The sequence below is a fragment of the Flavobacterium sp. RHBU_3 genome (assembly GCF_046613565.1).
Lineage (GTDB): Bacteria > Bacteroidota > Bacteroidia > Flavobacteriales > Flavobacteriaceae > Flavobacterium.
Map to the genome: position 1 here is coordinate 107340 of NZ_JBKJHC010000010.1, position 16369 is coordinate 123708.

18 protein-coding genes are annotated in these 16369 nt (G+C 43.4%); 16 read left to right on the top strand and 2 right to left on the bottom strand.

Annotation, left to right across the window (positions count from 1 at the left end):
* Positions 1–12 precede the first annotated feature (12 nt).
* On the top strand, positions 13–2025 hold the full coding sequence (locus ACLI1A_RS14610; RefSeq protein ID WP_411409417.1) for an FG-GAP-like repeat-containing protein: 2013 nt from the start codon (positions 13–15) through the stop codon (positions 2023–2025).
* A 68-nt stretch (positions 2026–2093) separates the two neighbouring features.
* Here ACLI1A_RS14610 and ACLI1A_RS14615 read toward each other — a convergent pair whose 3' ends face one another.
* Positions 2094–3359: an aminotransferase class I/II-fold pyridoxal phosphate-dependent enzyme gene (locus ACLI1A_RS14615; RefSeq protein WP_411409418.1), complete on the bottom strand. Its 1266-nt coding sequence runs from the start codon at positions 3357–3359 to the stop codon at positions 2094–2096.
* Between the two features lie 242 nt (positions 3360–3601).
* On the opposite strand from ACLI1A_RS14615, the gene ACLI1A_RS14620 reads away from it, so the two are divergent.
* From ACLI1A_RS14620 to ACLI1A_RS14645, 6 genes are all read left to right on the top strand, one after another.
* Complete coding sequence (locus ACLI1A_RS14620) at positions 3602–3937, top strand: TM2 domain-containing protein (RefSeq protein WP_411409419.1); 336 nt, start codon at positions 3602–3604, stop codon at positions 3935–3937.
* 6 nt (positions 3938–3943) lie between these two features.
* The gene (locus ACLI1A_RS14625; RefSeq protein ID WP_411409420.1) at positions 3944–4351 is read left to right on the top strand and encodes a DUF2752 domain-containing protein; all 408 of its coding nucleotides are present in this window, start codon (positions 3944–3946) and stop codon (positions 4349–4351) included.
* The gene (locus tag ACLI1A_RS14630) at positions 4348–4809 is read left to right on the top strand and encodes a DUF4870 domain-containing protein (protein ID WP_411409421.1); all 462 of its coding nucleotides are present in this window, start codon (positions 4348–4350) and stop codon (positions 4807–4809) included. Before ACLI1A_RS14625 ends, ACLI1A_RS14630 begins: the two co-directional genes overlap by 4 nt.
* A gap of 14 nt (positions 4810–4823) precedes the next feature.
* Complete coding sequence (locus tag ACLI1A_RS14635; RefSeq protein WP_411409422.1) at positions 4824–5396, top strand: non-canonical purine NTP diphosphatase; 573 nt, start codon at positions 4824–4826, stop codon at positions 5394–5396.
* A 99-nt stretch (positions 5397–5495) separates the two neighbouring features.
* Complete coding sequence (locus tag ACLI1A_RS14640; protein ID WP_411409423.1) at positions 5496–7286, top strand: DEAD/DEAH box helicase; 1791 nt, start codon at positions 5496–5498, stop codon at positions 7284–7286.
* A 75-nt stretch (positions 7287–7361) separates the two neighbouring features.
* Entirely contained in the window at positions 7362–8117 is a 756-nt protein-coding gene (locus ACLI1A_RS14645; protein WP_411409424.1) for a carboxypeptidase-like regulatory domain-containing protein, read from the top strand.
* Here ACLI1A_RS14645 and ACLI1A_RS14650 read toward each other — a convergent pair.
* Positions 8114–8785, bottom strand: coding sequence for a TrmH family RNA methyltransferase (locus ACLI1A_RS14650; protein ID WP_411409425.1), 672 nt, complete (start codon positions 8783–8785; stop codon positions 8114–8116). The genes ACLI1A_RS14645 and ACLI1A_RS14650 overlap by 4 nt on opposite strands.
* A gap of 56 nt (positions 8786–8841) precedes the next feature.
* Here ACLI1A_RS14650 and ACLI1A_RS14655 point away from each other — a divergent pair, with 56 nt between their 5' ends.
* The 9 genes from ACLI1A_RS14655 (at position 8842) to ACLI1A_RS14695 (ending at position 16362) form a co-directional block, all read left to right on the top strand.
* On the top strand, positions 8842–9372 hold the full coding sequence (locus ACLI1A_RS14655) for an RNA polymerase sigma factor (RefSeq protein ID WP_411409426.1): 531 nt from the start codon (positions 8842–8844) through the stop codon (positions 9370–9372).
* A 1-nt stretch (position 9373) separates the two neighbouring features.
* Positions 9374–10162: an anti-sigma factor domain-containing protein gene (locus ACLI1A_RS14660; protein ID WP_411409427.1), complete on the top strand. Its 789-nt coding sequence runs from the start codon at positions 9374–9376 to the stop codon at positions 10160–10162.
* Positions 10163–10325: 163 nt separating this feature from the next.
* Entirely contained in the window at positions 10326–11015 is a 690-nt protein-coding gene (locus tag ACLI1A_RS14665) for an SIR2 family NAD-dependent protein deacylase (protein ID WP_411409428.1), read from the top strand.
* A 16-nt stretch (positions 11016–11031) separates the two neighbouring features.
* Entirely contained in the window at positions 11032–11565 is a 534-nt protein-coding gene (locus tag ACLI1A_RS14670) for a hypothetical protein (protein ID WP_411409429.1), read from the top strand.
* A 6-nt stretch (positions 11566–11571) separates the two neighbouring features.
* On the top strand, positions 11572–11796 hold the full coding sequence (locus ACLI1A_RS14675) for a hypothetical protein (RefSeq protein WP_411409430.1): 225 nt from the start codon (positions 11572–11574) through the stop codon (positions 11794–11796).
* Positions 11797–11856: 60 nt separating this feature from the next.
* Positions 11857–12195, top strand: coding sequence for a hypothetical protein (locus ACLI1A_RS14680; RefSeq protein ID WP_411409431.1), 339 nt, complete (start codon positions 11857–11859; stop codon positions 12193–12195).
* Between the two features lie 204 nt (positions 12196–12399).
* Complete coding sequence (purB, locus tag ACLI1A_RS14685) at positions 12400–13752, top strand: adenylosuccinate lyase (protein WP_411409432.1); 1353 nt, start codon at positions 12400–12402, stop codon at positions 13750–13752.
* A 127-nt stretch (positions 13753–13879) separates the two neighbouring features.
* Positions 13880–14482, top strand: coding sequence for an NAD(P)H-dependent oxidoreductase (locus ACLI1A_RS14690; protein WP_411409433.1), 603 nt, complete (start codon positions 13880–13882; stop codon positions 14480–14482).
* Between the two features lie 2 nt (positions 14483–14484).
* Complete coding sequence (locus tag ACLI1A_RS14695; protein WP_411409434.1) at positions 14485–16362, top strand: monovalent cation:proton antiporter-2 (CPA2) family protein; 1878 nt, start codon at positions 14485–14487, stop codon at positions 16360–16362.
* Positions 16363–16369: the final 7 nt, after the last annotated feature.

A 16369-nucleotide genomic window follows, 5' to 3' on the forward strand; every position in this document is an offset into this window, starting at 1 on the left:
AAACTATTAATTATGAAACACCTTTTTACCCTTGCTGCCATTACAGTATGCTGCACTGCACTGGCACAAACCACCTGTAGCAACGCGCCTGCCGCATTACCCGACACAGTCTACGAGGCAGGCTATACAGACGGAAGCGAACTCCCTACCCCTTATTGCCTTAGCAACGGCAATAATGCACCTACCCTGGGTACATGGTATACCTATACCCCCACACAGCTTTATACAACTACACTTAGTACTACAGTAACAGGATATGAAAATAAAGACACCCGCGTACACATATATAGTGGTACCTGCGGAAGCCTTACCTGTGTGGCCGGAGACGATGATTCTGGACCGAACTACTCTTCCATAGTTAGCTTCACGGCACAGGCAAACACTACTTATTATATAGCATTTGACAACTACTGGAACAGTGATAATTTCCACTTTTTAATTACAGAAGAAGAATATTCGCCGCCTATGTTTACACAGCAGGCTATAACTGTCAGTGGCACAGTTTACGGGGTTGTAGACATGAACGGCGATTACCTTGACGACATAGTAGCACCCGGCACCAGTAGTGTAGGCATGCTGTACCAGGCCACTAACGACAGCGGTTTTACAAGCGCAACCCTTACAACAACGGGGGTAAGCAATACTGCCAACTGGAGTATGGCGGCAGGTGATTTTGATAAAAACGGCTATAACGACCTATTGTATGGTGGCGGTAGCGGAGCCGATATAGTACTGGCAAACAATGACGGTACGGGTTTTGGCACCATTCACCACAGTCCGCAATACATATTTTCGCAAAGGACAAACTTTGCCGATATAAACAATGATGGTAATCTTGATGCCTTTGTATGCCACGACATACAACCTAATGTGTATTTCCTGAACGATGGCGTGGGCGGATTTACCTTCCACCAGGGTGGACTTGGCGATGTATCTACAGGGGGCAACTACGGTTCTATATGGATAGATTATGACAACGACGGCGACAGCGACCTTTTTATAGCCAAATGCCGTGGCGGATCTCAAAACCCTGCAGCAGTAGACGAACTGCACCGTAACAATGGTGACGGTACGTTTACCAATGTAGCCTTAGAAGCGGGCTTTGTAGATTACCAGCAATCGTGGTCTAGTGCTTGGGCCGATTTTGATAACGATGGCGATATGGATGTGCTTATAGGTGCCAGCAGTGATACAGATGGTAGCCATAAGCTAATGCGCAACAACGGCGATGGAACTTTTACCAATGTTACTGAAGGTTCGGGGTATGATACAAACTTAATGCTCAATATAGAACACGTAGCCTTTGACTTTAATAACGACGGTTGGGTAGATGTTATTGGCGGCGGTAATAAACTGATGCTTAATAATGGGGATATGACATTTTCACCAAAACCGGTTACTTTTGGCAACGGCCCTATTGGTGACCTTAACAACGACGGTTTCCTGGATGTGGTAACCGGCAGTAATGTATACTTTAATTATGACAACGGTAATCACTGGATAAAAATAAACATGCAGGGCGTAGCCAGCAATAGTAATGGTATAGGCGCCCGTGTAGAAGTACACACTACAGGCCCAGGAATAGAGAAACAAATACGCGATGTAAGAAGCGGCGACGGCTTTAGGTACATGAATACCCTAAATCCTCATTTTGGTTTAGGTACTACCGATGCTATAGAGCAAGTGGTAATAAAATGGCCATCGGGTACCATAGATATTTTTGAAAACCCTGAAGTAGACACAGCCCTGCTTGCCGTAGAAGGCAGCACACTTGGGTTAAATCAAAACAGCAAAGAACTTTTTACTCTATATCCTAACCCTGCTAAAGATGTACTGAACATTAAAAACACCGGGAGCTTTACCCCTACAGAAGCATCAATATTTACGGTAGAGGGCAGGCTGGTAAGTACAGAAAAAATTAAGGATGGTAAAGTAAACGTACAGCACCTTGCCAAGGGCACTTACGTAATACAGCTTAAGGCAGCTTCGGGTAAGCAGCTTGGCAGCAGGTTTATAAAAGGATAAAAACCAAACAAAAACAATGAATAAGGGCCGCAATTGCGGCCCTTGTTTTTTTATATAAAGTAATAAAATTACTCAGCAGAAACGTCTACGGTAGTTTGTGCAGCGATAGCTTTATACGTACCGTTTGCCAGCTTTTCGCGAATGGCTTCATACGCAGCCAGGGTTTCATCTATATCCTGTTTAGTATGTGTAGCCGTAGGTATCATCCTAAGCAGGATAATTCCTTTAGGTATAACAGGGTACACTACTATACTAAGGAATATACCATAGTTCTCCCTAAGGTCGTTTACCATAACCATGGCTTCCGGTATGCTTCCTTCAAGGTATACAGGTGTTACACAGGTATTGGTATCACCTATATTAAAGCCTTTTTCTTTAAGTCCGTTTTGCAGGTAGTTAACGTTTTCCCACAGCTTGTCTTTAAGTTCAGGCATGCTGCGTAGCATTTCAAGGCGCTTAAGGGCACCTTTTACAAATATCATAGGCAGTGCCTTAGCAAACATTTGCGAACGCAGGTTGTATTTCAGGAAGTCAATAACATCCTTATCAGCGGCAATAAATGCACCTATACCCGCCATAGATTTGGCAAACGTAGAGAAGTACACATCTATACCATCCTGGCATCCTTGCTCCTCACCTGCTCCGGCACCGGTTTTACCCAAAGTACCAAAACCGTGCGCATCGTCTACAAGCAGTCGGAAGTTATATTTTTCCTTCAGTGCTACGATTTCTTTAAGTTTACCCTGCTGGCCACGCATACCAAATACACCTTCGGTAATAAGCAATATACCACCACCGGTAGTTTCGGCCATATTCCTGGCGCGCTCCAGGTTTTTCTCAATACTTTCTATATCGTTGTGCTTGTAGGTAAAACGCTTACCCATGTGCAGGCGTACACCGTCTATAATACACGAGTGGCTGTCTACATCGTATACAATAACGTCGTTTTTGCTTACAAGGGCATCAATAGTACTTACCATACCCTGATAACCGAAGTTTAGCAGGTAAGCCGATTCTTTGCCTACAAATGCAGCAAGTTCCTGCTCCAGTTTTTCGTGCCAAGTTGTGTGTCCACTCATCATACGGGCACCCATTGGGTATGCAGCGCCATATTCGGCAGCGGCTTCGGCATCAACCTTTAATACCTCGGGATGCGCAGCAAGACCAAGATAATCATTTATACTCCAGTTTATTACACTTTTCCCATGAAACATCATGCGGTTTCCAAGCGGACCTTCAAGCTTAGGAAACACAAAGTAACCTTCGGCTTGTGATGCCCATTTGCCAAGAGGGCCTTTATTTTTCTGTATCCTCTCAAACAGATCTTTTACCATAATCAGAATTTTACATTGGTGTTTAAAAAACGCATCAAAAGTAACCATAATATTACTACTATCATAATATTTTAGATGCATATGAAGTAACATAAAAAGCTTTTTCATAAAACAGCTAACTATCCTTACGTTTCTACGACATCAATTGCGAATGTTGAAAAAGTTTTATGTTAAAAAAACGTTTACATAAAATATTTTTTTAGTTTTATACTTTCAACAACCTTAACAAATAAACACCAATTATGGACTCTCAAAAAGTAGACATGTACATGATGGCTAACGCCAAGTATTTTCAACCGGCTCAAATCAGCTTTATCCGCGAAAGGCTTCTTGCCGCAGACGAATCTAAATGGGCTATGATAAATAGTGTAGAACTTAAAGACCCTTCTACCACTCTTATCGTATCTATATTTGCCGGTAGCCTTGGTATAGACCGTTTTATCATTGGCGATACCGGACTTGGAGTAGGTAAACTGCTTACAGGCGGTGGCTGCGGTATATGGTGGCTGGTAGACCTATTCCTTATTCAGGATGCTACAAAACAGAAAAACATAGAAAAACTACAGATGTATCTGTAAAATTTTATGAGCAGGAACAAGCTATACCTGTCGTTATCCATACTGCTTACCCTATCATATATTTATGTAGGCTGGTCATTAACCCACGCCCACAACCATAATAATTTTACGGTATGTATCTTTAAAAACGCAACAGGTATAGCCTGCCCTTCCTGTGGCAGTACACGCGCTGTACTTTTACTTGCACAAGGCCACATAGCACAAGCCGGACTCATGAACCCTATGGGATATACCATAGCCCTGTTTATGATTACAACACCATTTTGGCTGCTGTATGACTTTGTATTAAAAAAGAATACCCTTTACACAAGGTACAAAGCCGCCGAAAAGGTGTTTTCTGCAAAATGGCTTATCGGCCTGCTTATACTCCTCGTTTGCCTTAACTGGGCATGGAACATACAAAAAGGATTATGACCACCAACACGCAAACTTACCAGGTACAACCCTACGAGTACGAACCCGCCGCAAATGCCTATCTTATGAGCATAGCCGGTATAGTATGCGGGCTACCCCTACCCATAGTAAACACCACAGCCTCTATAATCTATTTTTTAGCGAGAAGAAAAAGCAGCTACTTTATACGCTGGCATGCTTTACAGGCATTATTGGCGCAGCTTGTTGTAATGCCGTTTAACAGCTTGTTGCTAGGATGGACAATAAGCATATTTATAAAAAATGGTGAATTTAGCGAAAGGGCTATCCGTTTCGGTAAAGACATACCACAACTCTACTGGGCATACCTTATCTTCATTATCATCATTAATATTTTCGAGTTTATAGCCGTTATAACTGCTTCGTCTGACATACACAAAGGTAAAAACGTGCGTTTTCTTGGTATTGCAACAATTACTGACGTACTTTGCCGTAAGTAAACAATACCACTATTATGAAACTGGTTTTTGCATCAAACAACAAAAACAAACTACAGGAAATAAGGCACCAGCTGCCTGCCGACATAGAACTGCTAAGCCTGGAAGACATAGGCTGTACCGAAGACATACCCGAAACTGCCGAAACCATAGAAGGCAATGCCATACTGAAAGCAAACTATGTAACCGAAAAATATGGCTACAACTGTTTTGCCGACGATACCGGCCTGGAAGTAGACGCCCTTAACGGTGCGCCCGGCGTATACAGCGCACGCTATGCCGGCGAAGCCAAAGACGCTAACGCTAACATGGACAAGCTTTTGACAGAACTTAGCAACAACCCAAACCGTAATGCCAACTTTAAAACCGTAATAGCGCTGAACCTTGATGGCGAGCAGCATTTGTTTACCGGAATTGTAAACGGAGTTATTACAACCGAAAAGACTGGAGAGCAGGGTTTTGGCTACGACCCTGTATTTCAGCCGGAAGGTTTAGCCGTTACTTTTGCGCAAATTTCTCTTGATGAAAAAGCACGTTTAAGCCACCGCGGCAGGGCCGTAAAGCAGCTTATAGATTTCCTGAAAAAATAACCCCTTGATTTACAATTATTAGCCTTAAAATAAATCTGCAAATCGCATTAGCTATTGTAGTTAATAAAACGTACCTTTGCGGCTTATTTAAAAGCATATATGAACAAATTTGAACTATTGGGGCTAAGCGAGCCGCTTGTAAAGGCGATTAACGACCTGGGTTTTGAAAACCCGTCGGAAGTACAGGAAAAAGCCATACCCCTACTATTGGAAAAAGATACCGACATGGTGGCTCTGGCCCAAACCGGTACCGGCAAAACTGCAGCCTTTGGATTTCCGCTTATCCAGAAAATAGATCCTGAGAACAGGAACACACAGGCGCTTATACTATCGCCTACGCGTGAACTGTGTCTGCAAATTACAAATGAAATAAAGCTTTACTCTAAATACGTTAAAGGACTGAACACCGTAGCCATATATGGTGGTGCCAGTATAAACGACCAAGCGCGCGAAATACGCAGAGGTGCACAGGTTATTGTAGCTACCCCGGGCCGTATGCAGGACATGATAAACCGCGGAATGGTAGACATAAGCAACATTGACTTTTGTGTACTTGACGAGGCAGACGAAATGCTAAACATGGGCTTTTATGACGATATCGTTTCGATACTGTCTACTACGCCCGATGAAAAAAGCACATGGCTGTTTAGCGCCACTATGCCACAGGAAGTGGCTCGCATAGCACGCGAGTTTATGCGCAAGCCGCTTGAAATTACCGTAGGGCATAAAAACCAGGGATCGAGCACTGTATCGCACGAGTTTTACCTTGTAAACGCACGTGATCGTTACGAAGCCCTTAAACGTATAGCCGATGCTAACCCGGATATCTTCTCGGTAGTATTTTGCCGTACAAAAAGGGATACCCAGGCTGTAGCCGAAAAACTTATTGAAGACGGATACAACGCTGCTGCACTACACGGCGACCTTAGCCAGGCGCAACGTGATGCGGTAATGAAATCGTTCCGTGGCAGGCAGATACAAATGCTTGTTGCTACAGACGTGGCTGCACGTGGTATAGACGTAGATAACGTAACGCACGTAGTAAACTACCAGTTACCTGATGATATAGAAACCTATAACCACCGAAGTGGCCGTACAGGTCGTGCAGGTAGGTCGGGTACTTCTATTGTAATCATTACAAAGACAGAACTACGCAAGATAAACGCCATTGAAAAAGTAATCAAGCAGAAATTTGAAGAGAAAAACATTCCTTCAGGTATCGAAATCTGCGAAATTCAGCTGCTTCACCTGGCTAACAAAATACACGATGTAGAGGTAGACCACGAAATAGACGCTTACCTTCCTGCCATTTATGAAGTAATGAAAGATCTTTCTAAGGAAGAACTTATCAAGAAAATGGTATCGGTAGAATTTAACAGGTTCCTTAACTACTACAAGAAAAACAAAGACCTTTCTGCCAGCAAAGCAGGTAAAGAGCGTAGCGAAGGCAGCTTTAGCGGTAGTACCGATGGTGCTGTACGTTTCTTTGTAAACATAGGTTCTCGTGACGATTTCGACTGGATGAGCCTTAAGGATTTCCTACGTGATACCCTTGGCCTTGGCCGTGATGACATCTTTAAAGTGGATGTTAAAGAAGGATTCTCTTTCTTTAATACCGATGGCCAACACGCCGATATGGTACTTAACACCCTGAACAGCATGCACCTTGAAGGCCGCAGGCTGAACGTAGAAATATCTAAAAACGACGGTGGAAGCCGCAACGGCAACCGCCGCGACCATAACGGACGCAGTGGTGGTTTTGGCGGCGGCAGCCCACGAGGCGAACGCCGTGAGGGAGGCTTTAACAAAGGCCCTCGCAGGGATGGTGGATCACGTCCGCCACGCCGTAGCGACAGCGCTCCTAGAGACAGGAAACCACGCCGCAGCTAAAAAATATTTCTTTCCTTATATACTAACTACAAAATATCGCGTTTGTTTATTACTTTTACAACTCATAATAAGCCAATGAGGTATTTTGTAGTTTTTTTTATCACACTGCTATCACTTAGCGCCAACTGTCAAACCAAAGTTTCGGGTACCATAGTATCAGATATAACCATGCTACCTATATCGGATGCAAGCGTTATCAATATTAACAAGGTAAAAGGTACCACCACCGATATAAAGGGAAACTTTACCATTGAAGCATCGGTTAACGACACACTTCACATATCTTTTATTGGTTATCAGCCGCTAAAGGTACGCGTTACTAACGACTGGATTAAAAACGCCACCGCAACACGTATTCCCCTTACCGAAAAGGCAAAAGTGCTTGATGAGATATTCATTAACAAATATAACCTAACGGGTTACCTGCAAATAGACGCTAAACTGGCACCGGTACAGGATAAAAACTACCGCTACAATATAGCAGGCCTTCCGTACGGGTATGAAGGAGGAAACAACTCCCCTAACGCGTTTAACCGCATTGTAAGCTCGGCATTTAACCCTGCCGACCTGTTGCACAATGTATTTGGTAAAAAACCTACCGAAATGCGCAGGCTGCGCGAAATGAAGAAGGACGATGCCGTGCGCAATGCACTGGCTAACAAATTTGACCGCGAAACACTTTCTGCCCTACTGGGAGTAACCAAAGACGATATAGCCGAAATACTGGAACGCTGTAATTATAGCGAAGAGTTTATAAAAACCGCTAACGACCTGCAGATAATGGACGCCATAAGCGGCTGTTATGAAGAGTACAAGGCCGTACACCACTAAACCGGTATACCCTCCAAGTAGCGCTGGGTAATAAAATCGATGTCTTTTATAGATTTCTGCGCCCAGTCAATGCGCTTTTCTAACAGTTCTTCTGCTGTAAGTTGCCATTCTATATCTGATTTCCGCAACCTCTGACTCAGGTTTTGTATAATTATCGCCGCAGACGACGATATGTTCAGGCTCTCGGTAAAACCCAGCATGGGTATTTTTATAAAACCATCGGCCTGATCCAGCACCTCCTGGGTGAGTCCCAGCCTTTCGGTACCAAAAAATAATGCTGCCGGTTGTGTAATATCAAAATCATCAAGATCGGCTGCCTCAGCATGCGGCGATGTAGCTATAATACGATAGCCTTTGTTACGCAAGCTATTTAAACACGCCGTGGTATTATCAAACCGGTTTACATCTACCCACTTTTGTGCACCCAGGGCTATTTCCTTATCTATTTTTTTACCGTACTTCTCCTCTATTACATTCAGTTCCTGTACCCCAAAAACTTCGCAGGTACGCAGTACGGCACTGGTATTGTGCAGCTGGAATATATCTTCTATGGCTACAGTAAAGTGTTTACTGCGCTGTGCCAGTATGCGCAAAAAGTTATCGCGGCGGCTCTCTGTAATAAAGCCTTCAAGGTAATTAAGGTAATGTATATCTGATGTATTTCTCATTTGTATGCTGCTGGTAAATAAAAACTTCCTAACTTAGGGTAACCAAACCCGTAAAAATGACACAGGAAGAATTACTGGCGCAAATTTACAAAAAAGACAGCAAAGCCTTTACCACACTGTACGACATGTATTCTAAGAACATGTATGGTGTAATTTTCAACATTTTAAAAGACAAGGAAGAAAGTGAAGACCTGTTGCAGGAAGTTTTTGTAAAAATCTGGAAAAACATAGATTCCTATAACGAAGGCAAAGGCCGCCTTTTTACATGGATGCTAAAAATAACGCGCAATGCCTGCATAGACAAGCTACGGTCTAAAGGCTATACTAACACCAAAAAAAACCTATCAAGCGATAACTTCGTACATATACTTGATTATAACACAAGTGTTACAAACCGTATAGACGCCATTGGTATTAAAGAGTTTATAAACAAGCTGAAACCAAAATGTATAAAGCTTATAGACCTTTTATTCTTTAAAGGCTATACCCAGCAAGAGGCCAGCGAAGAACTGGAAATACCGCTGGGCACGGTAAAAACACAAAACAGGAACTGTATAGGAGAACTACGAAATATATTAAACGCATAAGATGGATACTTCTGCTTACATAGCATCGGGCATACTGGAACTGTATGTTTTTGGGTTACTTACCGAGGACGAGAACCGCGAGGTACACGCCTTTGCGGTACAACATCCGGAAATTGATGCCGAAATACTGGATATAGAAAAGGCCGTGATAAACCTTTCGTATGCGGTATCGCCACAACTTTCGGCTGCCAATTACGAGCGCATTCGCGAAAAGCTGATAGAAAAACACGGCAACGATACAATACCGCTGCACCCGAAACCGAACAAAACCGCCCAGTACCTGGGTTGGGCAGCGGCCGTGGTATTCATGTTTGGCTTTGGGTACCAATACATAAAATACAACGAAGCCACCAAGGAAGTACAATCGGCATCGGCGCAGCGCACTAAGTTTGAACAGCTGTTAGCCCAGTCCGAAAAAAGCAATAAAGCAAAAGACCAGGCACTTGCGGTACTGCGCAGTACCGATAATACCATTATAAAACTGGAAGGCCAGGAAGCATCGCCAAAAGCTTACGCCGAGGTATACATGAACAAAACCAATGGCGAAATTTATGTAGACGTAGCCGGCCTGCCCGAAGCACCCGAAGGCAAGGTGTACCAGGTGTGGGCACTTAAGCTCGATCCGCTTACCCCTACCAGCATAGGTATCATTAACGATAAAGACGAAAACGGCAGCATCTTTAAAATGGACAGCTACAACGGCCCACAAGCCTTTGGTATAACGCTGGAGCCTGCCGGAGGAAGCAAATCGCCTACACTGGAACAACTGTACACATTGGGTAAGGTGTAACCTTTTTACCATTATAAGTATATTAAGGACTGCTATATGGGCAGTCCTTTTCCATTTTGAGCGCAGCGCAGCGGAGTCGAAAAATCTCAAAATGTTGATTTTTAAAAGAGATTTCTCCTATCGTCGAAATGGAACACCATAGAAACTTTCTTACATTTGAAATATGAAAAAGAAATTAGTAATACTATCGGGAGCCGGGGTAAGCGCCGAAAGCGGTGTAGCCACCTTTAGGGATGCAAACGGCCTGTGGGAAGGACACGACGTTATGGAAGTGGCCACCCCCGAAGGTTTCCGTAAGAATCCCGCGCTGGTACTGGAATTTTACAACCAAAGGCGCAGGCAGCTTTTTGAGGTACAACCAAATGAAGCCCACAAAATCATTGCGGAACTGGAAAAGGATTTTGACATTACGGTGGTTACCCAAAACGTAGACGACCTGCACGAACGCGCAGGGAGTACTAACATTATTCACTTACACGGGGAATTGCTTAAAGCACGCTGCACGGTAAATACTGAGGCCATCATCGACTGGAAAGAGGATATAACCGTAGGCCAACTGCACCCACAAACCGGCAAGCAGTTGCGTCCGCATATAGTGTGGTTTGGCGAGGCGGTACCTGCCATTATAGAAGCCGCCGAAGCCGTAGACAAGGCCGACATTATTGTAGTGATAGGCACCAGCATGCAGGTGTACCCCGCTGCCGGACTGGTAGACTACGCCAAACCCGATGCCCTAATTTACTATATAGACCCGCGCCCGGCTACCATACCCAATATGCAACACAGAATTGAAGTGCTTGCTATGGGCGGCGGCGAAGGAATGAGGGTATTAAGGGATAAACTTTTACAATAAAACATACAACCAACCAATGAAACCACACCTCGTTTTCCTGATATTTTTGTTTTTCTCATTTACGGCTTTTGCCCAGAAAAACTGTGGTTTTGTACCGGATACCATAAAAATACTCAATGATAAAAATGTAGATTTGTTTCTGCAGAGGTTGAAAACAGACAAGTTTGAAATATGTACCTCCAAAAAGCAAATACCACAGCATATTACCAAAATCCTGAAATGCCTGAATAACGGAGAATTCTCAATAAGCGAACTCAATGGTGAATATCAGGACAGCGATATCATCGAGGATGAAAATATTCCAAGCAGAGGGCTAATATTTCTTGCAAAAAATGAAAATACCCTTATAATCTGTTATGGGCTATCGAGTGGTCCTGGCATTTCCTCGAAGATACTTTTAATTGATTACGATAAAAAGGGTATTAACGATTTGTGGGTAGGGACGACTGCCTGGACAAGAAAATTAGAAACAATTGAAGGCACTTTCAGCTTTGTTACTGCCTTAATAAAACAAAACAAAGTATTTAAAAGCAATTATTTATACTTTTAAACCATAATGAAAAAGACACCTAAAAATATACTGGGTTATGTAATAATCCTGCTTGCAGTACTAATAGTTATAGGTACCCTTATTACCATACCCAACACCCTTGAAGCTAAAACAACCGGCGCTATGGTTGGCAGGCTGGTAGGTATGGTTATACTGTTCCTTGTTGCTTTTGTATTGTTTAGAGTTGGGAGGAAGTTGGTACGGGTGAAGAAGACGGAAATTGAGGTGTGAATATAAACTACAACACAATTTCTCAGAACTACATGAGTTCTAATAAAAATCATCTGACTTATGAAAATCTGGAAAATTATTTTTTATACTATAAGCACAATACCTTTTCTGTACCTGTTTATATTAATTATTTGGTATCTACTTGCCGCAAATCATTTAGGCCATTATCCTACTCCTGATGAAGGTTATTCTTATTTACCCAATTTTTATCCTATCGTGTCTATATACCTCTGTATTGCAACATTTTTAATATTACCTGCCTGGGTGATTTTATTGATTATTCATCTATTAACATCTAAAGGAAAAATCGCGGTATTACCCATCGTTATCGGATTAATCAATTTCATTGGCGCATACGTCATAACTTTATCACAAATTGGAGCTTGGTTTTTAGAATAATTATTAAATCCGATAGAATATATCCACGCCATCGTGACGAAGTAACGAGATTGCTTCGTCGTTCCTACTTGCAAAGACGAAACGTGGCATAATACCTAAAGAAATTTCCCGAAATTTGTGCAATTCGTGGCTGTAAAAAACACATTTTTCTATTCCCCGTAAAAACCTTATATTTGCGCGCATAAATAATACAACACAATATTTATGCATCAATTATCTGAACTGAACGCCATATCGCCTATAGATGGCAGGTACAGGAGCAAAACCCAGTCGCTTGCCGCTTATTTCTCTGAGCAGGCACTTATTAAGTACCGCGTACTGGTAGAAATAGAGTATTTCATTGCACTTTGCGAACTTCCCCTTCCACAGCTTAGCGGCGTAGACAAAAACCTGTATGAAGCCCTGCGCGACATTTACAGGAATTTTTCAGCAGATGATGCACTTTCCATTAAAGAAATAGAAAAAACTACTAACCACGACGTTAAAGCCGTGGAGTATTTTATAAAAGCCGCCTTTGATACACTGGGCCTTGATGCCTATAAAGAGTTTATCCACTTTGGGCTTACCAGCCAGGACATAAACAATACGGCTATTCCGCTTTCTACTAAGGAGGCGTTTGAAAACGCGTATCTGCCATCACTTATCTCGGTTATAGCCAAGCTGAAAGAACTGAGCATAGAATGGGCAGATGTGCCTATGCTGGCGCGTACCCATGGCCAACCCGCCTCTCCTACCCGCCTGGGCAAAGAAATCCACGTATTTGTAGAACGCCTTGAGGAGCAAATGAGGTTGTTGTTCAACGTTCCTTTTGCAGCTAAGTTTGGCGGCGCTACGGGTAACTTTAATGCGCACTTTGTAGCCTACCCTAAAAACGACTGGCGTAAATTCGGGCAGGACTTTGTAGAGGGTACACTTGGCCTTAAACATTCGTTCCCTACTACCCAAATAGAGCACTACGACCACTTTGCAGCGTTTTTTGATGCTCTTAAACGCATCAACACCATACTGATAGACCTTGACCGCGATATATGGACGTATGTGTCTATGGACTATTTCAAACAAAAAATCAAAGCCGGCGAGGTAGGTTCGTCTGCCATGCCACACAAGGTTAACCCTATCGATTTTGAAAACTCGGAAGGTAACCTGGGCATCGCCAATGCATTGTTTGAGCACCTTTCTGCAAAGCTGCCAATATCGCGCCTGCAACGCGACCTTACCGACAGTACCGTGCTGCGCAATGTAGGTGTACCTATGGGGCACACATTAATTGCGTTTGAAGCCACACTTAAAGGCCTTAACAAGCTGCTGCTTAATGCTGATAAGTTTGCCGAAGACCTAGAGAAGAACTGGGCTGTAGTTGCTGAGGCTATACAAACCATACTGCGTCGTGAGGCTTACCCTAACCCATACGAAGCACTGAAAGAGCTTACCCGTACCAATACCGTAATTAACCAGGAGGCGATTCACAGTTTCATTGGCACACTAAATGTAAGTGACGACATTAAAAACGAACTGTTACAGATAACGCCTGCCAATTATTTAGGCATACGTCCGTAACATCAGTATAAAACTGTTAAAACCTGTTTAAATTTTACGCTTTGGGCGCACACTGCTCAAAACTTTTGGCGCAATTTACTATATTGTATGCAAGCCAAAACACAGTAAAATTTAAACAGGCTTTTTTATGCCCAATAAGATCCTTATTCTTTTTGCACATCCGCTATTCGAGAAATCGAATACTAATGCCGCGCTTATAAAACACATCCCTGAATCAGGAAATATCACCTTTCACGACCTGTATGAAAACTACCCAAACTTTGATGTAGATGTAAAAAAGGAACAGGAACTGCTCGCTGCACACGATATTATCATTTGGCACCACCCCATGTACTGGTACAGTTGCCCCCCGTTGCTTAAACAATGGATAGACCTGGTACTGGAACACGGCTGGGCGTATGGCAGCAAAGGCAAAGAACTTATAGGTAAAAGGATTTTTCAGGTAATAACCACCGGCGGACAAAAAGAAAACTACACTCCGCAGGGTAAAGACCATTTTACCATAACACAACTGCTGGAACCTTTTTGCCAAACGGCAAAGGTGTGTAATATGCACTACCTGCCCCCGTTTGTGGTACACGGCACCCATTTTATAAAAGCGGAGGAAATGGATAACTACGGCCGCTTGTATGCAGGGCTGCTGAACTATATGGAACAGAACGATTTTGACCTTGGCCAATTTCACGGCCACTTATACATGAACGATTGGCTGCGCAATAAACTTTTATAACCATGACAGACGGATTCTTTTTTCAGGCGATAATATATCTTTTGGCTGCGGTTATATGCGTACCGGTTGCCAAAAAGTTAGGACTGAGTTCCATACTGGGGTACCTCTTTGCGGGTATCATCATAGGCCCGTATGTTTTAGGGCTTATTGGCCAGGAAGGACAAGACATTATGCACTTTGCCGAATTTGGCGTAGTAATGATGCTGTTCCTCATCGGGCTGGAGCTGGAACCGTATAAGTTTTGGCGCATGCGGAAATTTATACTCGGTATGGGGAGCCTGCAAATGGTGCTAACCACCGTAGTACTTTTTGTAGCATGCTCAATAGTAATGCCCTGGCAATGGGAAACAACCCTTATCATTTCTATAGCGCTTACGTTGTCATCTACCGCAATAGTAATGCAAACCCTGAAAGAAAAAGGGCTTGCCAAAACTTCAATGGGACGATCGTCTTTTGCGGTGCTGTTGTTTCAGGATATAGCGGTGATCCCCATCCTGGCCATATTGCCCCTACTCGCAGACGGGCACGTATCGGGACAAAACATCCATGAATCGCTTATAAGCAATTACCCTAACTGGCTGCAAACCATTATTGTACTCAGCACCATAGCGCTGGTGTATTTGGGCGGTCGCTACCTTATTATACCGTTACTGCATGTTATAGCCAAAACAAGGCTACAGGAAATGTTTACCGCATCGGCATTACTGCTGGTTATGGGGGTTTCGTTTATGATGCAGCTTGTAGGGCTAAGCCCGGCGCTTGGTGCATTCATTGCCGGAATGGTACTGGCAAACAGCGAATTCAGGCACGAGCTGGAAGGCGATATAGGCCCGTTTAAAGGACTGTTGCTCGGGCTTTTCTTTATAGGTGTAGGTGCTTCCATAAACTTTACCATAATGATGGCCGACCCGGCATTCATTATCATATTTACCACAATATTCAACTCCATTAAGTTTTTCATACTGTTGTTAGTTGGGAAAATTTACAAAAAGAGTTCTGACCAAAACCTGTTGTTTGGTTTTGCACTCAGCCAGGCCGGGGAATTCGGGTTTGTGATATTCGGTTTTGCTTTACAGCTGAACCTTATGCCCACCGAACTGTCTAACCAAATGATGGCGGTTATAGCCATAAGCATGTTGGGTACGCCTTTCCTGCTTTTAATCAACGAAAAGTGGATAGACCCTTATTTTGGAGTAAAAGAACAAAACAAAAACAAATACGACCACATTGAGGAAGAAGAAAACGATGTGGTTATAGCAGGGTTTGGCAACTTTGGCAGTACCATAGGCCGCCTTTTAAAGGCAAACGGCATACCCGCCACCATTTTAGACATGGACTCAGACCGGGTTGATTCCTTGCGGAAAATGGGCTTTAAGGTGTATTATGGCGATGCCTCCAGGTTGGAACTGCTTAAAGCCGCCGGTTGTGATAATGCTAAACTGTTTATTGCCGCCATAGACAACCCGCAGGTAAACCTGTATGTGGTAGATATAGTAAAGAAACATTTCCCGCACCTTAAAATACTGGCACGGGCGCGTAACCGAAACGATGCATTTGACCTACTGAATATGGGTATTAATGATTTTTACCGCGAAAACCTGTACAGTGCCGTAAACCTGGGTATAGATGCCCTTGTAGAAATGGGTCACAGAAAGTACACCGCCACCAGGCAGGGTCAGCGCTTTATTAAGTACGACGAAGCCGCCACCCGCCGCCTTGCCACCAACAGGCACGACAAGCAAACGCTACTGGCAGGTACATTGCGCGAAATAGAAATACAGGAACAGCTGCTGAAACAGGATTTGTATGCGCAGCTGGGAGCGCAAGACCACGGCTGGGAAAGTGCCGAACGACGCAAGGAAGAAAACACATTAGAATAAACAACAA